The organism is Kingella negevensis (assembly GCF_030177895.1).
GTDB classification, from domain to species: domain Bacteria; phylum Pseudomonadota; class Gammaproteobacteria; order Burkholderiales; family Neisseriaceae; genus Kingella_C; species Kingella_C negevensis.
The window spans coordinates 229,266-250,714 of the sequence record NZ_CP123448.1 but is presented as its reverse complement, the minus strand read 5'-3'; the positions used below and the strand labels follow the sequence as shown (position 1 = coordinate 250,714).

At 47.8% G+C, this 21,449-nt stretch carries 25 protein-coding genes; 15 read left to right on the top strand and 10 right to left on the bottom strand.

Going from position 1 to position 21,449, the window contains the following annotated elements; translation table 11 throughout:
* Positions 1–3: 3 nt before the first annotated feature.
* The 3 genes from ilvN to queC all read left to right on the top strand — a co-directional run bounded on the left by ilvN (position 4) and on the right by queC (position 1,716).
* Positions 4–495: an acetolactate synthase small subunit gene (ilvN, locus tag QEO93_RS01345; RefSeq protein WP_032137615.1), complete on the top strand. Its 492-nt coding sequence runs from the start codon at positions 4–6 to the stop codon at positions 493–495.
* An 84-nt stretch (positions 496–579) separates the two neighbouring features.
* A complete protein-coding gene (locus QEO93_RS01340; protein WP_032137614.1) occupies positions 580–891 on the top strand; it encodes a cupredoxin domain-containing protein in 312 nt (103 codons plus the stop codon).
* 174 nt (positions 892–1,065) lie between these two features.
* The gene (gene queC, locus QEO93_RS01335; protein WP_032137613.1) at positions 1,066–1,716 is read left to right on the top strand and encodes a 7-cyano-7-deazaguanine synthase QueC; all 651 of its coding nucleotides are present in this window, start codon (positions 1,066–1,068) and stop codon (positions 1,714–1,716) included.
* A 150-nt stretch (positions 1,717–1,866) separates the two neighbouring features.
* Here the strand turns inward: queC and QEO93_RS01330 are convergent, their stop codons facing one another.
* The 6 genes from QEO93_RS01330 to QEO93_RS01305 form a co-directional block, all read right to left on the bottom strand.
* Positions 1,867–2,598 (bottom strand): pseudouridine synthase, encoded by a 732-nt coding sequence (locus tag QEO93_RS01330; protein ID WP_032137652.1) that lies wholly within the window; start codon positions 2,596–2,598, stop codon positions 1,867–1,869.
* A 142-nt stretch (positions 2,599–2,740) separates the two neighbouring features.
* Entirely contained in the window at positions 2,741–3,949 is a 1,209-nt protein-coding gene (locus QEO93_RS01325; protein ID WP_032137612.1) for a heme biosynthesis HemY N-terminal domain-containing protein, read from the bottom strand.
* The gene (locus QEO93_RS01320) at positions 3,946–5,304 is read right to left on the bottom strand and encodes a uroporphyrinogen-III C-methyltransferase (protein WP_085815478.1); all 1,359 of its coding nucleotides are present in this window, start codon (positions 5,302–5,304) and stop codon (positions 3,946–3,948) included. The genes QEO93_RS01325 and QEO93_RS01320 overlap by 4 nt, the downstream gene beginning before the upstream one ends.
* Positions 5,297–6,031 (bottom strand): uroporphyrinogen-III synthase, encoded by a 735-nt coding sequence (locus tag QEO93_RS01315; RefSeq protein ID WP_032137610.1) that lies wholly within the window; start codon positions 6,029–6,031, stop codon positions 5,297–5,299. The genes QEO93_RS01320 and QEO93_RS01315 overlap by 8 nt, the downstream gene beginning before the upstream one ends.
* A 257-nt stretch (positions 6,032–6,288) precedes the next feature.
* Positions 6,289–7,236, bottom strand: coding sequence for a hydroxymethylbilane synthase (hemC, locus tag QEO93_RS01310; RefSeq protein ID WP_032137609.1), 948 nt, complete (start codon positions 7,234–7,236; stop codon positions 6,289–6,291).
* Positions 7,237–7,338: 102 nt separating this feature from the next.
* Entirely contained in the window at positions 7,339–7,785 is a 447-nt protein-coding gene (locus QEO93_RS01305) for an RrF2 family transcriptional regulator (RefSeq protein ID WP_032137608.1), read from the bottom strand.
* 83 nt (positions 7,786–7,868) lie between these two features.
* Here QEO93_RS01305 and QEO93_RS01300 point away from each other — a divergent pair, with 83 nt between their 5' ends.
* The 3 genes from QEO93_RS01300 to QEO93_RS01290 all read left to right on the top strand — a co-directional run bounded on the left by QEO93_RS01300 (position 7,869) and on the right by QEO93_RS01290 (position 10,172).
* Positions 7,869–8,228: a hemerythrin domain-containing protein gene (locus tag QEO93_RS01300; protein ID WP_032137607.1), complete on the top strand. Its 360-nt coding sequence runs from the start codon at positions 7,869–7,871 to the stop codon at positions 8,226–8,228.
* 54 nt (positions 8,229–8,282) lie between these two features.
* Positions 8,283–9,458, top strand: a complete 1,176-nt coding sequence (locus QEO93_RS01295) for an NnrS family protein (RefSeq protein ID WP_044250318.1) — start codon at positions 8,283–8,285, stop codon at positions 9,456–9,458.
* A 315-nt stretch (positions 9,459–9,773) separates the two neighbouring features.
* Complete coding sequence (locus QEO93_RS01290; protein ID WP_032137606.1) at positions 9,774–10,172, top strand: RNA-binding S4 domain-containing protein; 399 nt, start codon at positions 9,774–9,776, stop codon at positions 10,170–10,172.
* 10 nt (positions 10,173–10,182) lie between these two features.
* On the opposite strand, the gene QEO93_RS01285 is transcribed toward QEO93_RS01290, so the two are convergent.
* Positions 10,183–10,347: a hypothetical protein gene (locus QEO93_RS01285; RefSeq protein ID WP_218775915.1), complete on the bottom strand. Its 165-nt coding sequence runs from the start codon at positions 10,345–10,347 to the stop codon at positions 10,183–10,185.
* Between QEO93_RS01285 and QEO93_RS01280 the strand changes: the two genes are divergently transcribed.
* Together QEO93_RS01280 and QEO93_RS01275 are read left to right on the top strand one after the other, a co-directional pair.
* Complete coding sequence (locus QEO93_RS01280) at positions 10,346–11,182, top strand: glycosyltransferase family 2 protein (protein WP_085815477.1); 837 nt, start codon at positions 10,346–10,348, stop codon at positions 11,180–11,182. The genes QEO93_RS01285 and QEO93_RS01280 overlap by 2 nt on opposite strands.
* 119 nt (positions 11,183–11,301) lie before the next feature.
* On the top strand, positions 11,302–12,831 hold the full coding sequence (locus tag QEO93_RS01275; RefSeq protein ID WP_032137604.1) for a DUF4178 domain-containing protein: 1,530 nt from the start codon (positions 11,302–11,304) through the stop codon (positions 12,829–12,831).
* Between the two features lie 60 nt (positions 12,832–12,891).
* Here QEO93_RS01275 and QEO93_RS01270 read toward each other — a convergent pair whose 3' ends face one another.
* Both QEO93_RS01270 and QEO93_RS01265 read right to left on the bottom strand, forming a co-directional pair.
* The gene (locus tag QEO93_RS01270; RefSeq protein ID WP_044250315.1) at positions 12,892–13,452 is read right to left on the bottom strand and encodes a hypothetical protein; all 561 of its coding nucleotides are present in this window, start codon (positions 13,450–13,452) and stop codon (positions 12,892–12,894) included.
* A 299-nt stretch (positions 13,453–13,751) separates the two neighbouring features.
* Complete coding sequence (locus tag QEO93_RS01265; RefSeq protein WP_052368785.1) at positions 13,752–14,720, bottom strand: hypothetical protein; 969 nt, start codon at positions 14,718–14,720, stop codon at positions 13,752–13,754.
* A gap of 70 nt (positions 14,721–14,790) precedes the next feature.
* Between QEO93_RS01265 and QEO93_RS01260 the strand changes: the two genes are divergently transcribed.
* The 4 genes from QEO93_RS01260 (at position 14,791) to QEO93_RS01245 (ending at position 17,446) form a co-directional block, all read left to right on the top strand.
* Positions 14,791–15,039 carry an NGO1151 family protein gene (locus tag QEO93_RS01260; RefSeq protein WP_032137603.1) on the top strand — a complete coding sequence of 83 codons (249 nt, stop codon included), beginning with the start codon at positions 14,791–14,793 and terminating at the stop codon, positions 15,037–15,039.
* Between the two features lie 94 nt (positions 15,040–15,133).
* Positions 15,134–15,577 (top strand): ribonuclease HI, encoded by a 444-nt coding sequence (gene rnhA, locus QEO93_RS01255; RefSeq protein ID WP_032137602.1) that lies wholly within the window; start codon positions 15,134–15,136, stop codon positions 15,575–15,577.
* On the top strand, positions 15,577–16,461 hold the full coding sequence (locus QEO93_RS01250; RefSeq protein WP_032137601.1) for a DnaJ domain-containing protein: 885 nt from the start codon (positions 15,577–15,579) through the stop codon (positions 16,459–16,461). The genes rnhA and QEO93_RS01250 overlap by 1 nt, the downstream gene beginning before the upstream one ends.
* Before the next feature lie 175 nt (positions 16,462–16,636).
* Complete coding sequence (locus QEO93_RS01245) at positions 16,637–17,446, top strand: transporter substrate-binding domain-containing protein (RefSeq protein ID WP_032137600.1); 810 nt, start codon at positions 16,637–16,639, stop codon at positions 17,444–17,446.
* A gap of 92 nt (positions 17,447–17,538) precedes the next feature.
* On the opposite strand, the gene hpnD is transcribed toward QEO93_RS01245, so the two are convergent.
* Positions 17,539–18,387, bottom strand: coding sequence for a presqualene diphosphate synthase HpnD (gene hpnD / locus QEO93_RS01240; protein ID WP_032137648.1), 849 nt, complete (start codon positions 18,385–18,387; stop codon positions 17,539–17,541).
* A 171-nt stretch (positions 18,388–18,558) separates the two neighbouring features.
* Between hpnD and rlmN the strand changes: the two genes are divergently transcribed.
* Genes rlmN through QEO93_RS01225 form a run of 3 tightly spaced genes read left to right on the top strand, consistent with a single transcriptional unit; the run spans position 18,559 to position 21,298 of the window.
* On the top strand, positions 18,559–19,650 hold the full coding sequence (rlmN, locus tag QEO93_RS01235) for a dual-specificity RNA methyltransferase RlmN (RefSeq protein ID WP_032137599.1): 1,092 nt from the start codon (positions 18,559–18,561) through the stop codon (positions 19,648–19,650).
* On the top strand, positions 19,620–20,447 hold the full coding sequence (gene pilW, locus QEO93_RS01230) for a type IV pilus biogenesis/stability protein PilW (RefSeq protein ID WP_284627603.1): 828 nt from the start codon (positions 19,620–19,622) through the stop codon (positions 20,445–20,447). Before rlmN ends, pilW begins: the two co-directional genes overlap by 31 nt.
* Positions 20,444–21,298, top strand: coding sequence for a helix-turn-helix domain-containing protein (locus QEO93_RS01225; RefSeq protein ID WP_032137598.1), 855 nt, complete (start codon positions 20,444–20,446; stop codon positions 21,296–21,298). The genes pilW and QEO93_RS01225 overlap by 4 nt, the downstream gene beginning before the upstream one ends.
* The last annotated feature ends 151 nt before the right edge of the window (positions 21,299–21,449 follow it).

The following is a 21,449-nucleotide window of genomic DNA, read 5'->3' as shown; positions in this document are numbered from 1 at the left end:
ATTATGCGACACATTCTTTCAATCCTAATGGAAAACGAATCAGGTGCGATGAGCCGCGTAGTAGGCTTATTTTCAGCGCGAAATTACAACATCGACTCACTTTCAGTCGCTCCAACGGAAGACAAAACCCTTTCACGCGTAACGATTGTTACCCACGCCGACAACGCAGGCATGGAACAAATCACCAAACAAGTGAACAAATTGATTGAAGTTGTGAAAGTGGTGGACTTGAACGAAAGCCGCTACGTTGAACGCGAATTGATGTTGATTAAAGTCCGTGCTGTGGGCAAAGAACGCGATGAGGTTTTGCGTTTGGCAGACATTTATCGTGGTCAAGTGATTGATGTTTCAGACAAAACGTACACCGTTGAACTCACTGGCACAAGCGACAAACTGGACAGTTTTATTGAAAACTTGCCAAACGGTTCAATTTTAGAAACCGTCCGCACAGGCGCAGCAGGTATTGGGCGCGGCGAACGTATTTTGAACATTTAACACTATGGTAATCAGTTAAATCAAAGTAAAATAAGGCAGCCTGAAAACTTTTCAGGCTGCCTTTTTAATTTTGGAAACAACCACATGGACACCCTATACAAAAACGCCCGTTTAACCACCATTCAACACAAGCACGAAGAAAACATCCTAATCCTCGGCTTTGAAGGGCTGCCAGACCGAGAATTTACCAGCGTTGTTGATTTCACGCTCAATGGCTTTTATCCGCATAACGTCTTGTTTGACGTGTATGAATACGACATTCCCACTCTGCCCGCCCGAATTGCCGCCGAATTTCCCAGCCTATCGTATTACATCCACAGCGGCGAAAACTGGCAAATCTTCTATCTGTCGCCCCAAGCAGGCATGGGCGGCATTATCGTTTGCGCCACGTTTTAATCAACACACGCAGCCTGAAAAATTACTGACAAAATTTGTCAGCTATTTTTCAGGCTGCAATAATAAATTTCTTACGAACCTCGTAGGTTGGGCATTCATGCCCAACAAAATTTTTCTTCTTTCGCAAAGTGTCGGGCATAAATGCACCAACCTACGACAAACAGAAAGCCCCAAATGTCCCAAAAACAAGCTCTAGTTATCTTCTCAGGCGGACAAGATTCCACCACCTGCCTCTTCCAAGCCATCGCCCAATACGGCGCAGAAAACGTCCAAGCCATCACATTCGCCTACGGACAACGCCACAAAATCGAACTAGAACGCGCCGCATGGATAGCCAAAGACCTCAACATCAAACAAACCGTTCTTGACCTATCCCTGATGACCAGCATCACCCACAACGCCCTAATGGACGACACCGCCTCCATACAAACCGAAAACAACCTACCCAACACCTTCGTGGACGGACGCAACGCCCTATTCCTGCTTTACGCCGCCATTTACGCCAAATCCCAAAATATCCACGACATCTTTGTTGGCGTATGCGAAACCGATTTCTCAGGCTACCCCGATTGCCGCGATGTGTTCGTCAAATCCATGAACGTAACACTCAACCTCGCCATGGCATACGACTTCAACATTCACACCCCCTTAATGTGGCTCACCAAAAAAGAAACATGGGCATTAGCTGACCAACTCGGCGCATTTGAATACGTCCGCAACCATACGCACACCTGCTATCTCGGCGTAGAAGGCGGTTGCCACGAATGCCCAAGCTGCGTATTGCGTGAACGTGGATTGCAAGAATATCTTGCCGAGAGAATATAAACAAAACGCAGCCTGAAAATATAGTGGATTAAATTTAGATTAGGACAAGGCGACAACGACCGCCGTGTACATCTAGTACATAAGGGAGTTGGCAACACTGTACTAATCTAAATTTAATTCACTATATCTTTTTCAGGCTGCGTTCAAACATCAAAACCGCTCACTTTCCAACAAATAACGCCACTTCCCAGCAGGCAACGCCCCCAATTTCACACGCCCAATCCGCACCCGTTTCAACCCAACCACGCGCAACCCCACCAATTCACACATACGGCGAATCTGACGTTTTTTCCCCTGTTTCAAAATAAAGCGCAACTGGTCTTCATTCTGCCAAGTAACCACCGCAGGACGCAACTTCTCCCCGTCCAAACTCAATCCATGATTCAGCAACGCCAAACCATTTTCAATCATCTTACCGCGCACGCGTACCAAATATTCCTTTTCACGCTCACTGTTTTCACCAATCAACTGTTTCGCCACGCGCCCATCTTGCGTCAAAACCAGCAAACCCACCGAATCAATATCCAAACGACCAGCAGGCGCAAGCCCTTTCAAATGGCTTGGTTGATACACAATGCGGCTCTTGTCTTCTTCCCAATGATTTTCAGGCGTAATCAATTCCACCGCCGCGCGATAATCCTTTTCAGACTGCCCACTCACAAAACCCACAGGTTTATTCAACAAAATCGTCACCCGTTGCGCCTGTTGTTCATGCGCCTGTTTGTTCAAATCAATACGGTCAGTCGGCAACACCTTTTGACCCAACACCGCAGGTACATCATTCACGCGCACCCAACCCTTTTCAATATAACTGTCCGCTTCACGGCGCGAACACAAACCCAATTCCGCCATGCGTTTAGATAAACGAATCGGTTCAGACATTTCAATTCTCCAAAAACAGCCGCGTAGGTTGAGCATTTATGCCCAACATTGCAGCCTGAAAAATGTCGGGCATCAATGCACCGACCTACACATTCACATAAAAAAGCAGCCTGAAAACCATTTTCAGGCTGCCTGATTTGCATTACTCAGCTTGCTCAGCGCATTCCATTTCCGCCAAAGCCAAACGGCGTTGCTCTTGCGCGTCATTGCTGCGATTAGAACACTCCAGCACAGTCGCCAACAACAAACGCGTTCGCACCGCAGGCTCAATCGCCATGCTCGCTTCCAAATAACCTTGCGCCTTGCCCCATAATTCACGATTGCTCGCCAATTCGCCCAAGCATCGCAACAAACACGCATCTTGCGGATTATTTTTCAACCAGCCATCTGCCGTATCAATCGCTTTTTGCTGACTGCGCTCGTCCAAATAACTCACGCTGTTTACAAACGGTTGCAGCAAAGCCGCGTCGTGTCGCGTTGGATAATGCTTGTTTACCCAAGCCACCGCCTGTTCATACAAACCCAATTCCACATATTTGTTTGCAATCGCCACATCTAAAACCGTATTGCGTTCGCCTTCGGGAATGCGTTTCAAACACGCTTTCATGCCTGCTTGGTCTTTTGCCATTGCCAACAAATCGCGATACGCTTGCTCTGTGGTTTGCTGCAATTCGCTGGCATTGATACCACCAGCCAAACGCAATTTGTTCGCCTTGTCCAAAATATCCAGCGCGTCCTTTTTGTCCAACGCCATGCGCAACTGCAAGCGTACCAAGCGAGTCAAACGTGGATTGATTTGCGCCGCAGATTTCAGATGATTATCTGCCGTAGCGTAATCTTGTTGGTTCAACGCGGTTTCAGCCAGCAATAAATAACGCGACAGTTGCACTTTTTCAGGCAGCTTCGCAATATCGTCCAAATACTGATTGCGTTGCTCCACGTTGCCGCTGCCGTCTGCCGCGTGTGCCGCCAACATCAATGCCAGCATACGGTTATCATCGCCAGCTTCGCCGTTTTTCAACACTTTCGCGGCATGTTGTTCGGCTTCTTGATATTTGCCTTCAAAGAACGCTAAACCTGCCAAATTCAATTCATGCGCGGCTTTGCGGCGGCGACGACCTGCACCAAATCGGCTCAGTTTCCCCGGGGTACCCAGCACGCCAAACAGCACTTTCATCAGCACATACATCACAAAAACGGCTGCCACCAAGCCCAAAATGAACAGGTGCAAGTTCACGCGCAGCATATAATGTTCAATCACAATATACACATTACCCGTGTAAGTGTGCGCTGCCAATGCCAAGCCCACCGCACACAAAAACAGGATAATAATCCAAATTAACTGTTTCATGCCTTAGCTCCTTTTTCAGGCTGCTTTTGCTCTGCTTTTGGTTTTTCAGCAGGTTTTTCCACTTTTTTCGGTTCAGAAGCCGCTTTTGGTTTTGCTGCTTCAGACGCAGCCTGAACAGGGACTGAAGCTGCTTTTGCTGGTACAGAAGCCGCCGCCGCAGGAACAGAAGCTGCTTTTGCTGGCACAGAAGCTGGCGCAGTATTGGTTGGCACAACTGGCGCAACCATTGGATTTTCAGGCAGCACCACAGGCGCAGAAGTGCGAACGCTGTCTTGATACGCGCGAACCGCAGCCAAACTGTTTTTCAGCGCGTCATCAGAAATACGGCGAATTTCCAGCGTTTTCAGTTCTGCCAACTCTTTCAACATCGCTTGAGCGGCTGGTGCGCTGGTATCAAAATATTGTTTGATTGCGCCTTCCACGTCTTCCAAGTCCGTTTTATAAATATCGCCATTGTTTTGCAACAACGCCAAACGTGCGTCAATCAAGCGAACGTGCAAGTTTTGGCGCAACACATAAATCTGCTCAGGCGAGAGGAGCATTTGGTCGCCGTTATCCAATTTACGCACTTCCACCATGCTCTTCATCAGCGCAACCGTGCCATCTAAAGCGCGATTCCAGAAATTGCCAGCTTGTGAAACAGGTTCAACTTCCGCGTTTTCCGCTTTCAAGGTATTGTCCACCAACAATGGCAACGCGTCCACGCTGCTATCCAAGCGCTCCAAACGCAATGCCGTACCTGTGATGTTCAAATATGGGCGGCTTTTCAGACCGTTCAAATCATCACTAATCGCTTGTTTAATTGGCAATAATTCAGGCTGCTCAAAGCGTTGCAAGCGACGTTCTATGTTTTCTAACACGTTGGTTGCCACTGGCACATTGCCTGATAACAATAATTGCTGTGAAGCCACGTTCAGCGTAACTTCCACTTCATCAACCAGCCAATTCACGCGCCCTTTCAATAATTCTGCATACGCCAAATTCACGTTGTTCAGCGTTTTCGCGCTGCTTTCTTGGCTTGCCAACAATTTGGTGATTTGCGCGTCAATCGCGTCTTGTTTTGCCAACGTGTTTTGCAACAAAACGGCGTTTTGGCTGTTACCCAACGCAGCGTTATTTAAATCTTGTTCAAACGCTAATTTTTGCGTGTTTAGCGTGTTTTGCCCTTGCACAAACAAGAGACCACTCGCGCCCAGTGCTAACAAAGATAACACCAATGCGCCCGTTGCCATGCCTTTGCCGCCTGTTTTTTCAATCACGATTTGCTGTGGTTGCGCGGTTGGGGCAAGCGGTTTTTCAGGCTGCGTTACCGCAGGAACGGTTTGATTTTCCTGTTTATTTTGTGAGTCAGTCATTTATTGTCTCCAGTGGGAAACTGTGTAAAGAATAGTGAGAAAGCCCCTCTGCTAGCTGGCGAACCAGTTGCGCATTTTGTGCGCCACACGCTGATAAGGTGTGTGCAATTCGGGCGTGATGTGTGAAGTATATCAAGGAATTGAGCGTTTGCGTATAAGTTGGCGGCGCTTGCGCGAAAACGGCTTGTGCCATTTCGGACGATGTTACCCATGCGGCTTGGGGGGGGGCAGCCTGAAAAATTGTCCAGTCTAGCGGTTGGGGTTCGCGGCGGTAAATCTCGGCGTAGGTTATGTTGAAACCACGTTGGCGCAGGGTTTCGGCTAGGGTTTCGCGCCCGTTTTGTCCGCGCACGATTAGGATATTTGCGCCGTGTGGCAGGGTGTCCCAAATCGGCAACACCAGCGCGGCTTCGCTGTCGTTGCCTGTTTCGCTGTGGACGATTTGGGTTGCGCCGATGTGTTGCAGGGCTTTGGCGGTTGCTGCGCCTACTGCGATGTTTGGGATTGTTTTCAGGCTGCCTGAAATTTGCGTGGTTTCTACCGCAGTTGGGCTAACCCAAAAAATCGCGTCTGCTTGGGCGATTTGTTCGGGCAACCGCGCTAGGTTTTCAGGCTGCGTTTGAATGCGAATGGGGGCGAATGGGATTGGTGTCCAGCCGTGTTGTTGGCAGATTTGCGCGTCTTCGGCTTGGCGGTTTTGTGGGCGGATGATTAGGATGTTGGGCATTTTTTCAGGCTGCGTGTTGAGCCTTTCTGCGGAACAATCGTGGGTTTACTCAACAAATTTCCATGTTGGGCTGCCAGCCCGACCTACGGCACAATTTCGCCATTCATAGGTCGGATACTCGTATTTAACAACCATTCCATTTCACAAATTGTCGGATTCAAGAATCCGACCTACGGTTTTCGCAGAAAGTCTAAAAGGTTTAAAACGCTTTTCAGGCTGCATTTTCTTCAAAACGCAGCCTGAAAAATCACAAATGATTAGCTTGCAGTTTGCTCCGCCAACACTGCCGCAATCAATTCTACCGCACCATCATCAGCCAATTTTTTGGCAACAGCTCTACCCAATGCGTCTGCATATTCCGCAGGGGCTTGCGCGTCTGCGGTCAGCATAACCGAACCGTCAGGGTGCGCCACCAAGCCGTGAAGTGTCAGTAAACCTGCGTCATCAGCCGTGCAATACGCCGCCAATGGTACTTGGCAACTGCCGCCCAATGCTCGCGCCAACGCGCGTTCTGCGGTAACGCAAGCGGCGGTTTTGGCGTGGTTCAATGGCAATAGGGCTGCCACCAAGTCGGCACGGTGCGCGGCAATTTCAATGCCCAATGCGCCTTGCCCTGCGGCTGGCAAGCTGTCTGCTGGCGACAACATGCAACGAATGCGCTCGTGCAATTCAAGGCGTTCCAAACCTGCGGCAGCAAGGATAATCGCATCATAATCACCGTTATCCAATTTGGCTAAACGGGTTTGCAGATTGCCGCGCAAAGGTTTCACAACTAAATGCGGAAAACGGGCGCGTAACTGTGCTTCTCGGCGCAAGCTGGACGTACCAACTACCGCGCCTTTGGGCAAGTCTTCCAAACGTGCATATTGATTGGACACGAATGCGTCAAACGGGTTGGCGCGTTCGCCAATCGCTACCAAGGCGAAACCTTCGGGCAAATCCATCGGCACGTCTTTAATGGAATGTACGGCCAAATCGGCGCGATTTTCTTGCAGCGCGGTTTCTAGTTCTTTGATAAACAAGCCTTTGCCGCCGATTTTAGATAGGGTGCGGTCTAGGATTTGGTCTCCTTTGGTTGTCATGCCTTCAATGCTGACTTCGCATTCGGGATACAGGGCTTGCAGTTGGGCTTGAATGTGTTTGGCTTGCCACATGGCTAATGCGCTTTCGCGGCTGGCAATCACTAATTTTTTGGGTGTTGTCATGGTAGTCGTTCAAATAAAAATGGACTTCCTGCGAAATGTGTAGTTTTGCAGGAAACTTAATGGAAAACGCAGCCCGAAAACATTTTCAGGCTGCCTGAAAAATTAAGATTCTTGCACAATCGGAATTTTCGGAACGTACAAAATATCTTGCGTGGTTTTGTTGAGCAAATCCGCCAGCGTGTAGCCGTCCAAATGATTCAAAAAGGCTTTAATGCCGCCGCCCAAAATTTCCGCTAAACGGCAGTTGCAAGTAATCAAGCATTGGTTATCATCGCGGAAACATTCGGCAATTTGCAAAGGTTCCATCAAGCGCACAACTGCACCCACGCGAATGTCTTCAGGCTTTTGCCCCAAGCGCAAACCGCCGCCTTTGCCGCGAACGCTGGCTAAAAAACCGCCTTTTACTAACATGGTTACCACTTTCATCAAATGGCTTTTGGAAATGTTATACGTTTGAGCAATCGTAGCGATATTCACCAAATCTTCATCGTTTACCGCAGCATAAATTAACACGCGCAAGGCGTAATCTGTTTGTTGTGTGAGATACATAGTTGCAGTGGTTTGTTTAAAGTTTCATAATACGGTAATCTTATACCCAAACTCCTATATATAACAAGGTTAAATCACAAAAAATGAAACGACACGCCGCTTTAATTAACCTTTCTCAGGAACATCATCACACCTTAGCTTTGTGTTTACGCATTTTGCGCGACCCTGAGCAAAATCATCAAAAAGACATCACCGAACATTTCCTTGATTTAGAAAAACATTTCAGCACAGAAGAACGCCAATTTGCACCGTTATGGTCAGCACTCAACCGCTCCGATTTACGCGAACGCTTTGAACACGACCACGCGCAACTGCGTCAAATGTTTCAGGCTGCAAAATTTGATGATACTGAATGGAACACCCAATTTGCCACCTTGCTGCGCGACCATGCCCGTTTTGAAGAACGAGAGTTGTTTCCCGAATTAGAAACGAAAGCGTTATAAAACGCAGCCTGAAAACAGTTTTCCCACAAACCACCCAAAAAAACGAGTAACCAAATGAAAACCCTACTTGCTTACACCAAACCCAGCCACCCCGTTTGGGCAATGGCATTCCGTCCACTTTATCTACTCACGTCCGCCTACGCCGTGTTATCCATCTTATTATGGGGGTTCGGCTACCAAGGCACACGCGCACTGCCATCTTATTTTTGGCACTCGCACGAAATGATTTGGGGCTACGCAGGCGCAGTTGTTGTTGCCTTTTTACTGACCGCAGTCGCCACATGGACAGGACAACCACCCGTACGCGGCAAATTCCTAATGGCAATCGTTGGCGCATGGATTTTGGCACGAATCAGTGCATTCTTGCCAACAGGCTTACTCACCGCCTTTTTCGGCACAGCGTTTTACTGGCTCGCCGCATACGGCATGGGCGAATCCGTGTACCGCAGCCGCAATTCACGCAACTATTTAGCCGTAGTCGCCCTGTTCCTGATTGGTGTCAGCCATCTCTCATTCCATATTTATCTGCACAAACTAGACAACGGCGCACTCGCCAACGGTTTACACGCAGGTTTAATGCTCGTAGCAGGTTTCATCGGCTTGATTGGCAACCGCATTATCCCATTCTTCACATCACGCCGACTGAACACCCCACAAATCGGCAGCCCACAATGGGCAATCACCGCCGCACTCGTTTTGCCGATGACTTCCGCGCTATTGATGATGACACAAACCGCAGTCGCATTAACCTTTTATTTGAACCTATTTGCTGGCGTGTTGGGCTGCGTGCAAGTGAAACGCTGGTTTGACAAAGCCATTTTGCGCGAACCGATGTTGTGGACGCTGCACGCAGGTTATGCATTTTCATCAGTTGGCTTGATTTTCATGGCGTTTGGCGTTGCCGCACCGCAAACCATGAGCTTAGGCGTACATTTATTGTCAGTCGGCGGCATGGGCTTGCTCACCATCAGCATGATGACACGCACCGCATTGGGACACACAGGACGCGCCCTATACCCAGCACCCAAATGGTTGCCAACCGCATTTTGGTTAATGGTTGCCGCAGCCGTGCTTCGCGCATTTGCCGCCGTGATGCTGTATGTAAACACCACCGCCTATATGCACTCACGCACTTGCTCCGCGATTTTATTCGCCGCGTCATTAACGATTTACTTCGTGCGCTATTTCCCATGGCTAACGCAACCGCGCGTTGATGGCAAAGCAGGTTAAAACAACACAATCAAAAGCAGCCTGAAAAACAATTGTTTTGCTGCAAAACGAAAACCGCGTAGGTCGGATACTTGAATCCGACCTACGATAAGGTTAAGTTTTGTAGGAAATCTGATAGTTTTCAGGCTGCTTTTTTGGTATATTTTTCATTTTCAGGTTGCAAACAAATTCCGTTATTTTTAACGTGTGAACGTGGCGTTGCGCCGCCACACCCACGCTTAAAATTTGTGAAATGCAACTTTTTGCAGCCTGAAAACGAAAGTCGGCTTAGAAAGCCGACCTACCACCCACTCCCCACAAGGAACCCCCACCCCCATGGAAAAAGAATTAGACCACACCATGCGCCTAGACAAATGGCTATGGGCAGCCCGATTTTTCAAAACACGCAGTCTCGCCAGCAAACACATCGAACTCGGGCGCGTGCAAGTAAACGGCGTAAAAACCAAAACCAGCAAATACATCATCGTTGGCGACGTGATTGACTTAACGCTCAATTCCCTGCCCTACAAACTCACCGTACTCAAGCTCAACCACCAACGCCGCCCAGCACCCGAAGCCCGTTTACTCTATCAAGAAGACGAAAAAACCGCCGTGCAACGCGAAGCACAAAAATTGCTAGACCAAGCCAGCCGAATCACCGCAGCCTACCCAGACGGCAGACCCACCAAACGCGACCGTCGTCAGCTAGACAAAGTGAAACGCGGCGATTGGTAAAACCCATTTTTCAGGCTGCAATGTAGGTCGGTAAATTTATGCCCGACATTTTCACAACACTCAAAACTCCGTAGGCTGGGTTGCGACCCAGCAAATTCACGCAACCTGAAATCGCAGGGTTATAACCCAGCCTATCAAAATCCCCTTTAACCCCAAATGCAGCCTGAAAAATCATGACAAATCCAACCGTAGCCATCATTACCGCCACCATCGGACGCGCCGAACTTGAACGCGCCATACAAAGCGTTGCCGCGCAAACCCATCCCTGCACACGTTATGTATTTGTGGACGGCAAACAACACGCCGCAGCCGCACGCCCAATTCTCGAGCGTTATCCGCACGTCAAAGCCGTGTATCTGCCCGTGAACACAGGCGCAAACGGCTGGTACAACAGCCACATCAACGCCGCCGCACCATTTATCGCACAAGAAGACATCATCTGCTTTTTAGACGATGACAACTGGTATCGAGAAGACCACGTCGCCAGCGTGGTAGAAACCTTCGCACAAAGCCAAGCGGATTACGTTTACACGCTGCGCAATTTCTACAACGCACAAAACCAATTCATGTGCCGCGACGACATGGAATCGCTAGGCGAATGGGAATGCAAACTCGCCAATCAACGCATTGATATTCCACTTACCGTGTTGAATGAAACCCAATTTGTCAAAACACCCGAAGTATTGCAAACCCACATGATAGACGTAAACTGCTTCGCCATGACCCGAAAAACCGCGCAAGAAATCGCCTCCGAGTGGTGCATTGTCGGATTAGGCAACGATGGCAAAGTATTCAAAAAACTGCGTGAATTGAATAAAAAATACGTTGGCACAGGGCGTTATACCGTAAATTATTTTTGCGACAACGCCGTCAGAATGAAAGGCTTGTACGAAGTCCTTTTACAATGGTTGCCCGTTGATGAAGTAAACAAACTGATTGAAGACTACATTATCCGCACCCAAGAAGCCCACCACCAACTCTACGGCGGCAGACCATGGGCAAAAGAATAGTTTTCAGGCTGCAACATGAACAATCGCAGCCTGAAAACACATTTAGTCAAATTTAAAGTAAACGTGGCGGCGCAACGCCACATTCAAATTTAAAGCAGCCTGAAACCCGAAAGCACGCCATGACTGAACCCCTATTTCACACCACCTGCCCCAGTTGCGGCGCACCCGTCCAAATCCACTCCGCCACCGCAGTAACCATCATTTGCAGCTACTGCAGCAGCCTACTCACGCGCCAAGACAACAGCCTGCAAGACACAGGACGCGATTCCGCCCTACTGCAAGACTTCAGCCCCCTACAAATCGGCACAACAGGCACATACGCCGCCCAATCCTTCAACATTATCGGGCGACTACAAGCCAAATACGACTCAGGCATTTGGAACGAATGGTACATAAAATTCAACGACGGCACAGACGGCTGGCTCTCCGAATCCAGTGACCAATACGTCATCGTTAAACACACCCAATCGCCCAATAACCCCCCAGAATTTCACACGATTCGCGCAGGGGTAACCACATTAGACTTCGGCAAACGCTTCATCGCCAGCGACGTACACGAAATCACACTCAGCCAAGCCACCGCCCAAGGCGAACTCCCTTTCAGGCTGCCTGAAAACTACCAAAATCGCGTATCCGACTGGCGCAGCGAAAACGCCTTTCTCACGCTTGACTACGAACAAACCCCACCGCTCGCCTATCTTGGGCGCACCGTCAAACTCAACGAACTATCACTAGGCAACACACGCGATGAAACCCAAATCCGCCAAAGCGCAGGCAGCCTAAAAGGCACACGCCAAAGCGAAAACTGCCCCAACTGCGGCTCGCCCGTAAACTGGATAACAGGCGCAACCGCCAATATCATCTGCCCCAGTTGCAGCAGCGAAATCGACACCAGCAACGGCAAAGCCGAATTGATTGCCGCCAACAATATGCGTCAAGCCCAAGACACCGCCAGCACTCTACCACTCGGCAAAACAGGCAACATCAACGGCACGCATTACACCGTGATTGGTCTCGTCCGCAAAGAAGAAATCAGCTTCAGCGACGCATACGCCCTGATGAACCAACAAAACCCAGCAGGTTACGGCGTTGTGCCACAAGGCTACTGGACAGAATACCTATTGTATTCCCCCAGCCACGGCTTCAAATGGTTAGTGGAAACCCCCGAAGACGGCTTCAGCCTATCCGAAACCCTCGCCGACTTCCCACGCCTAGACGCACACAACCGCCCCCAAGGCAGCACCAAACTATACGACTACGGCTCACGCGTCAGCTATGCCGCAGGTGCGTTTTATTGGCACATTCGCGCCAACGACATCAACGTCTATCAAGACTACCGCCAAGGCAACAGCAAACTCAGCGCAGAATATTCGCGCAACGAATTGGCATGGAGCAAAAGCACGCCCATTCCCTATCAGCAAATTGCCCAATGGTTCAATCTTGGCAACGCGCCCAAATACACCACACAAATGAAACCTGACCCTGTTTCACGCGGATTGGTTTATCTGATGATGGCGGTTTTTGTGATTATTAATATTCCAGCGTGGCTGATGATGGGTACTGATGGCGATGGTTTTGAATTTTCCTTTTTTGTCAGTGCAGTTGTGTTATTTATCTTACACGGCGTAGGCACTTCATCTGATGATTAAAACAAATGCAGCCTGAAAACACATTTCGTGTTTTCAGGCTGCATTTATAGTGGATTAAATTTAGATTAGGACAAGGCGACAATGACCGTCGTGTACATCTAGTACATCCAACTTCACCCCTTGAATCAACGCCCGAACCGCACGAGAATTGTCAAACACACTTTCACGCGCTACACCAGTCAAATCACATTCCATCAGCAACATATTCGCAGGACGTTTCAAATGCAAACTCGGGCGAATAGCCGCAGCCTGAAAAGGCAAATTCAATTTTTGTGCAAACGCCTTCGCGCGTTCATTTGCCGTTTGCAACATCGCATTCAATTTCACATCCAAATGAAACGCGCGTACACGCAAAACCAAAATACGCGCCGCAAACCAGTCCATTTCATCGGTAAAAGTGGCAGGGCTATTTTTGCTTAAATCGCAACGCGAAGCCGCAATCAGCATCGCCACCGTGCGAATTTCAGGCAGCATGGCTTCGCTTAACAAATCCTTGTGCGTAAAACCAATTGGGTTCACACACAAATCCGTGCGATGAGCGTTGCCGTCTGTAATCAAGCAACATTGGCGCAATGTAGTTTCAGCAGAAAAATCAGATTGGAATAATTGAGCGGTTTTCATAACGGTTTCCTTTGGTTTAATGGTTTAAACATCGGGCGGTTATCAAAACGCAAGATAAAAAAACCGCCGCGATAGATTTCGGGGCGGGATAACTTTGTTACCGTAATTACACACGCAAAAAAGCGGTACCGCACCGAAGTGTGTACCACCAATAATAAGCAACATAAGCAACAAAGTTTTTCATGATAAAGTCTTCTAAGAAAGGTAAGATGATGTAAGCGAAAATTTACGCCTTTGGGACTAAATCTGTCAAGCCAAAATAAAAATGCAGCCTGAAAAACTTTTCAGGCTGCTGTTTTTTATGATTTATTTTTTTCACGCAACTGATTTTTTACTGTGCGGAAAATCACATCTAAATTATGGTCCAACACATCTTGCACCATATCAGGCGTGGCTTCGTTCAACATCGCTTGTAAATCGTAAGATAAAGTTGCCATTTTGCGCTGCAAGGCTTGGCGCACCAAACCTGCTACGGCGTTGCTCAAATGTGGCTTCAATTTGTCGCAAATGCCTTGCATCAGCTCTTTTTCTGACACAACACGAATGCGGCGCGTTGATGGCAAATCAGGCAAATCGTAAACGTGAACGGCGATTTGTGGCAATGGCGTGCGGTTGCTGTTCAAACTGTCGCCAACCAAATCTGCGTTGTCGTCCAATTCGGTTTCTGGCAGGTTTTCAGGCTGCGAACCGTTCAAAATCACGGTTTTTGACGCGGTGAGTTGTTTACGTGCGTGTTCGCTTTGTAAGGCGGATTGTGCGTTGAGCCAGTCTTCTTGAATCAGCACGTCAATATCGTCTTCCACAATCGTTTCGCTGGCGTTGTGTTCAGCTTCGGCTTGGCGCAAGTATTCGCGGTAGGCTGCGTCTAATTCTTGGTCACCAAACGTGCTTTCTACGATGTCGGACAAATTGGCATAATCCGTGCTACGTTGCACTACTTCGCGTTTTGGCAGGGGATTGATTTCAATTTTTGGCAGGGGTTCAGGCTCTTTTTCTTGCTCTACTTGCTCTTCCAAATGGCGCGTGCGTAAGGCTTTCAGGCTGCGTTCCCATTCGGTTTCGTTTGGGTTTTCGGCTTCTTCTTCGGCTGCCGCGACTTCTGTTTCTGTCGGCTCGATGGTTTCACTGATGATTTCAGCTTCGTCTAACTCGGGTAAGTCTTCAAATTCTTCTGCTGGTGCAGCTTGAGCGACTTCTGGGGTTTCTACTGGGTCATCTTCCAAAGTGAAAATCATGGTTGATGTTGAAGTTGTATCTAATTTGGTCATTATCGGCGTGTCCGTGTAAAGGGTTTTTGCTACAATATCGGTTTTTACGAAAATTAAAAGGTTTTAAAACATGGAAGATTTAGAGCAACGTTTGGACTATTTGGAAGAGGTAAACGATAAATTACACATGCAAAATCGTGTGTTGGCGGCTGCACTTCAAGGTTTCTTGCGTGCGCTGCCACAGGATATGGCGGAAGATGTCGTGGAATCTGTTCAGGCTGCGTTTGAAGATGAAGTGGCTGAACTGGGTTATACCAATAGCGTTCATGCTGATTTGTTTCAAGACGCGGTGGACGAATTTTTCCGTTCCAAACGTTAATTTAACTTTTCAGGCTGCATTTTAGTCGCCCTGTAGGAAAAATCACACGGGGCGAAGTTTACCTGATTTTGATTGTTTTTAATACTGCATACTTATGGAAAAAACCGTTTATCTTTACACAGACGGCGCGTGCAAGGGCAATCCTGGTGTTGGGGGTTGGGGGGCATTGTTGCGTTATGGCTCGCACGAAAAGGAATTGTTCGGCGGCGAAGTGGACACAACCAACAATCGCATGGAACTCACGGCGATTATTGAAGGATTGGCGCAACTCACGCGCCCATGCCATGTGGTGATTTGCACCGATTCGCAATATGTGAAAAATGGCATGGAAAGCTGGATTCACGGTTGGAAAAAAAATGGCTGGAAAACCGCATCGAAACAGCCCGTAAAAAATGAAACATTGTGGCGACGTTTAGACGAACTCGCCGCGCAACACCAAATAGAGTGGACTTGGGTGCGTGGACACACAGGACACCCAGAAAACGAGCGTGCTGATGAACTCGCCAACATGGGCGCAGCACGAGCAGGAAAAAAATAATGCGTACTCACTACGATAATTTACACGTTCCGCGTAATGCTGATGCCGACACCATTCGCAAAGCATACCGCCGTTTATCCAAACAATACCACCCAGACTACAATCCAGACCCCAACGCTCACCGCATCATGCAAATCATCAATCGCGCGTATGAAGTTTTATCCGACCCGACGATGCGTGCGCGACACGATTTGTGGATTCGAGAGCAAGAAGCGTTGGAAATGGAAAGCGAATATCAGATTGTGGTTACATCTCGCAAAAATGTCGTGGTATCGCAGCCTGAAAACAAAAAAGAAGATTCGCATAAAAAGCGTAACTTATATATGTTGATTATTGGTGTATGTGTGATTCTAACCGCCCTGCTCGCCTTACAAGTTACCTATATGGTTGGGCATCGCCAAGTAGTCGAACAACAGCCGACTGTGATTGTGGTGCAGCCTGAAAATGGCACAACTGCCACGGTTTCGCAAGCTGCATCAAATGTAACCGTTGCCAGCACCACACCCGCAACAACTGCTTACATTCGCCCAACCACCGCACCCAATGGCACACCGTTCCCACAAGATTCATCGTATATCAGTGGTTACACCCAAGTGCGCAGCCAAACAGGAAAAATGCGTATCATCGTGGAAAACATCCGCAACAGCTCAGACGTATTCGCCGAACTTTATACGACTGACCAACCGCAAGTTTTACGCACCTTCTTCCTGAACGAGCGCAGCCAATTTGTGTTAGACGGCTTAGACGCAGGCACATACGCCATTCGTTACCGCCAGTTAGACGACGGCGAAGAAATGCACACTGAAAACATTTCGCTCAATGATTACGCGCGTGATGCCACCGTTTACTTACAACGTGGGCACGCACCGTCAGTCAGCTACTAAACTAAAAGCAGCCTGAAAATAAGTTTCAGGCTGCTTTTGTATTTTTATAATAAAATTTCTTTATAATCAATTCATTGCATTAAATCAACCTTGTTTCAAAAAGCAATACAGTCTCCAAAAATACAGCATACAATATCAACTTCTAACAACAACATGAAATTTTGGAGAAATAACCATGAAAAAATTAGCCATTTTAGCTTGCAGTATTTTGGCACTTAGCGCATGTCAAAACGAAAGCCAACAACAAAAAGCAGAACCAAAAGAACCCCCCACCGCCGCACCAGCCACCGCCAACAGCAGCGAAAAAGTCTACACCGTCATGTCCGAATCTGATACCCTCCCCTTCATCATGCGCGACCCCAAAAGTCCAAGTGGTGCAACAGGGTTTGAACACGACCTATTAGAAGCCATCGCCCAAAAGCAAGGCTTCAAACTCAAATACGATGTACACACATGGGTTGGACTGTTTGACACACTCAACACAGGAAAAGCCGACATTGTCGCAGGTGCCGTAACCATGACCGACGAACGCGCCCAAACCATGGACTTTTCACAACCGCATTACGATTACCACTACGTTATGCTGGTTAAAAACGAATTAGGTTCAGCCAAAGGATTCGCCGCCTTAAAAGGCAAAAAAATCTCCCTGCAACAAGGTTCCGTATCCGAATCACTCGTCCCTATGTTTGGGCTTGCCGACAAAAGCAACATCATCAAACAAAGCACCATCTGGTTAGCTGCCAAAGACGTACTCAGAGGCAGTGCAGATGCCGTCATTGGTAGCGATGCACCTTTGAGCTATTACGCCAAAGAATACCCCGACAGCAAAGCCGTTATCGTGCATGACGAATCACTGCCCGTTCAACACTACGCATTCGCCGTGAAAAAAGGCAATGCCGAGTTACTCGCCAAACTCAACGAAGGCTTAGCCGCCGTGAAAGCAGACGGCACTTACGAGACCCTACGCAAAAAATACTGGAAATAATCGCCCATAAAAAGCAGCCTGAAAATAGTTTCAGGCTGCTTTATGATGTATTTACACCCCTACGGTATTTATATCTTTCAGGCTGTATTCAATCAAGGCTTAAACCCAAACAACCAAACCCACAAAGCCGCCCACAATTTCCCCCATTTAGACAACCGTGTTTTCCCAGCCAAAACCCGTTGCCAGCCAACCTTTTCCATTTCCAGCAACAACGCATAATAAATTCCCCCCATAATCAGCCCCACCTTTTGCGACTGCCTATCCCTTTCAGGCAGCAACGCCACCGCTTCCCGATAAGTTTCCTGCGCCCGTTCCAACTGAAACCGCATAAACCGCTCAAATTCAGGCGAATACCACCGCGCCAACACATCTGCTTCCGACACCCCAAACCGCGCCAACTCGTCCAACGGCAAATAAATCCGCCCCATCAACGCATCTTCGCCCACATCACGCATGATATTCGTCAGTTGCAATGCCAAGCCCAGCTTTTCCGCATACAACAAAGTCCGTTCATCTTCAAAGCCCAAAATCCGCGCAATCAGCAAACCCACCACCCCCGCCACGCGGTAACAATATTGCTGCAAATCCGCAAAATTTTCATAACGCACAGAATCCAAATCCATTTCCATGCCGTTAATCAATTCCACCAGCTCATTTTCAGGCAGCCTGAAAACAGGCACAATTTCCGCCAATGCCTGATTCACAGGAAATTCAGGCAACGCAGCCTGAAAAACCTTCGCCAAATCCGCGCGCCACTTCGACAACAATTCACGCGCCTGATTTTTGTCCACACAATCGTCCACCACATCGTCCAGCTCACGGCAAAACGCATACAAAACCGTCATCGCATCCACCTGCTCTGGCGACAAAAAATAAAAGCTCGTCAAAAAACTAGAACCACTAGAACGCGCCTTTTCACGGCAATATTCAATCGGAGTCATCTCACTATTCATCATCAAAATAAAACTGGAAAAGATTGTAACGCGTTTTTCAGGCTGCCCCAAAGTCAAATCACACAAAGCCCTGAAACCTTGATAAAATAGCCCTTTTACAACCTATTATCGCAGCCTGAAAAACCGTTTTCAGGCTGCAAATTAAGAAACACAAACCACATGAAAACCAATCTGCTCAATTTTGACTTACCTGCACTCACCGAACACTTCGCGCAAATGGGCGAAAAACCATTCCGCGCCAAACAAGTTATGCGCTGGATTCATCAAAGCGGAGCAGAAAATTTTGGCGAAATGACCGATTTAGCAAAATCCCTACGCGCCAAATTGGAACAACAAGCCGAAGTTGGCATTCCAGCCTTGATGACTTCGCAAGAATCCAAAGACGGCACACGCAAATGGCTGCTAGACGTCGGCACAGGTAACGGTGTAGAAACCGTGTTTATTCCCGAAACCGAGCGTGGTACGTTGTGTATTTCATCGCAAGTGGGTTGCGCGTTGGAATGCACATTTTGTTCAACAGGGCGACAAGGCTTCAACCGCAATTTATCCACCGCCGAAATCATCGGACAATTATGGTGGGCAAACAAAGCCTTAGGCGTTACACCAAAAAATGAACGCGTGATTTCCAATGTCGTGATGATGGGCATGGGCGAACCGTTGGCGAATTACGACAACGTGATTAACGCGCTGTCAATCATGTTGGACGACCACGGCTATGGCTTGTCGCGTCGCCGCGTAACCGTATCCACATCGGGCATGGTGCCGCAAATGGACAGGTTGAAAGAAGATATGCCTGTGGCGTTGGCGGTGTCGCTTCACGCGTCAAACGATGCGGTGCGCGACCAAATTGTGCCGCTGAACAAAAAATATCCGCTCAAAGAATTGATGGCAGCCTGTAACCGTTATTTGGAAAAAGCCCCGCGCGATTTCATCACGTTTGAATATGTGATGTTAGACGGCGTGAACGATAAACCTGAACACGCGCGTGAATTGGTGGAATTGGTCAAAGACACGCCGTGCAAATTTAATTTGATTCCGTTTAATCCATTCCCTAATTCTGGCTACGAGCGTTCTAGCAACAAAAATATCAATATTTTCAAAGAAATTTTGATGGAAGCGGATTTGATTACTACTGTTCGCAAAACGCGCGGCGATGATATTGATGCGGCTTGCGGTCAATTAGCGGGGCAAGTGAAAGACAAAACGAAACGCCAAGAAAAATGGCAACAGATTTACGCGGAGATGAAATAATGATGAAAACCAGTTGGTTAGCCAAAATAGCCATAGCAATTGGCTTGGGGACTATGCTTTCAGGCTGCGTTACAGAAGGAAATAGCATCGCAAAATTAAAAAAGCGTAGTCGTAGCGAAATTGCCAAGGAAAGCTCTCAAATCAGAACCCAATTAGCCATTGAATACACCCGTGCTGGCGACTACCGTTCTGCCACAAAAACCATTGAAGAAGTCTTAAAAGAATTTCCTAATTACGACTTTGCATGGTTGGTTCGTGCACAAATCTATCAGCATTTAAAAGTAACGGATAAAGCCGAAGAAAGTTTCCGCCGTGCCTTATCTATTAGTCCAAATAGCGCAGAAATCAATAATAACTACGGTTGGTTCCTGTGCAGCGCCAAAAATATGCCTACTCAAAGTATTGCTTATTTCGATAAAGCGTTGCAAGACCCAACTTACCCATCACCAGAAGTGAGCTATTTAAACAAAGGCATTTGCACGGCAAAATCAGGGCAAGTCAACATGGCAGACGCATATTTCGAACGCGCATTACAAAATAATCCTGATTTTGTACCCGTCCACAAAGAACGTGCGCGTGCTTATCTAGGAAATGAAAAATTAGCAGAAGCAGACCGCTCATTCCGCAAATATCAAAGTCTCGTCGCCGCATTAAATGCAGATGACTTATTATTGGGTTATCATATTGCCAAAGCCAATGGTGAAGACCAAAACGCATCAGAATATCAAGCGCAATTGCAAGCCAATTACCCTTATTCAGATGAACTCAAATCAATCACGTCAGGTAATACACAATGACACAAGAAAATTCACAAAATCAAAATAACGCAGCCATCACATTAGGCAACGAATTGCGCCACCAACGTGAAAAGTGCAATTTATCTATCGGAGAAGTTGCAGAGCGCTTGAAATTACCTGCCCGCCAAGTAGAAGCATTAGAAAAAGGCGATTACGAAAGTTTGCCAGAGCCTGTTTTTGTGCGCGGCTTCTTGCGCAGTTATGGCCGTTTTTTAGATATTGATGAAGAAATTTTAGACAATGCTTTAGCCAATATTTCCCCACCAGCAGCGGTTCGCAACACTTCTAAAACCGTTGGCAGCCTGAATTTCAGCAATGAACAACGCAAAAAACCTTTCCCGACATGGATTTTTGGCGTGCTAGCCATTGGTACGATTGGTTACGGGGTTTACGCATGGCAAAACAAATCACAAACTGAAAACGCTAAGCAAGAAGCCACCAGCACCGCTAAAATTAGCGTCGCTAGTGAGGCATCTGTACCCAACGTGCCAAACAGCACCAATGTGATTGTGAAACCAATGACAGCAAGCGACACGCAAACCGTTACTGCGTCTGCTGACAGCATCGCTTCATCGCCAGCACAAGCCATTATGCAAGGTGCAGCTCCAGTTCCAGGTGAATTGGTGATTACGGCACGTTATCGCACCATGCTGACTGTTACCAACAACAAAGGCGAAGTGTTGATTAACCAAATTGTGCCTGGTCACAGCGAACATCGTTTCAAAGATGGTGCACCGTTTGAAGTGCGTTTAGGTTACGCAAGCGGCTCAACTGCTACGTTTGGCGGACAACCGATTGACGTTGAAGCTGCACGCAAAGGCAGCAAAACGGCTACGTTCACCGCACAATAATCCTTCAGGCAGCCTGAAAATATTTTTTTCAAGCTGCCTGAATTTGTTTGTTTAATACTACAGTAAATTAAATTCAAACCAGTAAGACGTTAGCGCCTTGTCCTGACCTGATTTGAATTTAATCCACTATACTTTTCAGGCTGCAACTTCC

Bases quoted from the DNA above. Each gene is read 5' to 3' on its own strand.
- ilvN (WP_032137615.1), top strand. From the start codon at position 4: ATGCGACACATTCTTTCAATCCTAATGGAAAACGAATCAGGTGCGATG.
- QEO93_RS01340 (WP_032137614.1), top strand. From the start codon at position 580: ATGGACACCCTATACAAAAACGCCCGTTTAACCACCATTCAACACAAG.
- queC (WP_032137613.1), top strand. From the start codon at position 1,066: ATGTCCCAAAAACAAGCTCTAGTTATCTTCTCAGGCGGACAAGATTCC.
- QEO93_RS01330 (WP_032137652.1), bottom strand. From the start codon at position 2,598: ATGTCTGAACCGATTCGTTTATCTAAACGCATGGCGGAATTGGGTTTG.
- QEO93_RS01325 (WP_032137612.1), bottom strand. From the start codon at position 3,949: ATGAAACAGTTAATTTGGATTATTATCCTGTTTTTGTGTGCGGTGGGC.
- QEO93_RS01320 (WP_085815478.1), bottom strand. From the start codon at position 5,304: ATGACTGACTCACAAAATAAACAGGAAAATCAAACCGTTCCTGCGGTA.
- QEO93_RS01315 (WP_032137610.1), bottom strand. From the start codon at position 6,031: ATGCCCAACATCCTAATCATCCGCCCACAAAACCGCCAAGCCGAAGAC.
- hemC (WP_032137609.1), bottom strand. From the start codon at position 7,236: ATGACAACACCCAAAAAATTAGTGATTGCCAGCCGCGAAAGCGCATTA.
- QEO93_RS01305 (WP_032137608.1), bottom strand. From the start codon at position 7,785: ATGTATCTCACACAACAAACAGATTACGCCTTGCGCGTGTTAATTTAT.
- QEO93_RS01300 (WP_032137607.1), top strand. From the start codon at position 7,869: ATGAAACGACACGCCGCTTTAATTAACCTTTCTCAGGAACATCATCAC.
- QEO93_RS01295 (WP_044250318.1), top strand. From the start codon at position 8,283: ATGAAAACCCTACTTGCTTACACCAAACCCAGCCACCCCGTTTGGGCA.
- QEO93_RS01290 (WP_032137606.1), top strand. From the start codon at position 9,774: ATGGAAAAAGAATTAGACCACACCATGCGCCTAGACAAATGGCTATGG.
- QEO93_RS01280 (WP_085815477.1), top strand. From the start codon at position 10,346: ATGACAAATCCAACCGTAGCCATCATTACCGCCACCATCGGACGCGCC.
- QEO93_RS01285 (WP_218775915.1), bottom strand. From the start codon at position 10,347: ATGATTTTTCAGGCTGCATTTGGGGTTAAAGGGGATTTTGATAGGCTG.
- QEO93_RS01275 (WP_032137604.1), top strand. From the start codon at position 11,302: ATGACTGAACCCCTATTTCACACCACCTGCCCCAGTTGCGGCGCACCC.
- QEO93_RS01270 (WP_044250315.1), bottom strand. From the start codon at position 13,452: ATGAAAACCGCTCAATTATTCCAATCTGATTTTTCTGCTGAAACTACA.
- QEO93_RS01265 (WP_052368785.1), bottom strand. From the start codon at position 14,720: ATGACCAAATTAGATACAACTTCAACATCAACCATGATTTTCACTTTG.
- QEO93_RS01260 (WP_032137603.1), top strand. From the start codon at position 14,791: ATGGAAGATTTAGAGCAACGTTTGGACTATTTGGAAGAGGTAAACGAT.
- rnhA (WP_032137602.1), top strand. From the start codon at position 15,134: ATGGAAAAAACCGTTTATCTTTACACAGACGGCGCGTGCAAGGGCAAT.
- QEO93_RS01250 (WP_032137601.1), top strand. From the start codon at position 15,577: ATGCGTACTCACTACGATAATTTACACGTTCCGCGTAATGCTGATGCC.
- QEO93_RS01245 (WP_032137600.1), top strand. From the start codon at position 16,637: ATGAAAAAATTAGCCATTTTAGCTTGCAGTATTTTGGCACTTAGCGCA.
- hpnD (WP_032137648.1), bottom strand. From the start codon at position 18,387: ATGACTCCGATTGAATATTGCCGTGAAAAGGCGCGTTCTAGTGGTTCT.
- rlmN (WP_032137599.1), top strand. From the start codon at position 18,559: ATGAAAACCAATCTGCTCAATTTTGACTTACCTGCACTCACCGAACAC.
- pilW (WP_284627603.1), top strand. From the start codon at position 19,620: ATGGCAACAGATTTACGCGGAGATGAAATAATGATGAAAACCAGTTGG.
- QEO93_RS01225 (WP_032137598.1), top strand. From the start codon at position 20,444: ATGACACAAGAAAATTCACAAAATCAAAATAACGCAGCCATCACATTA.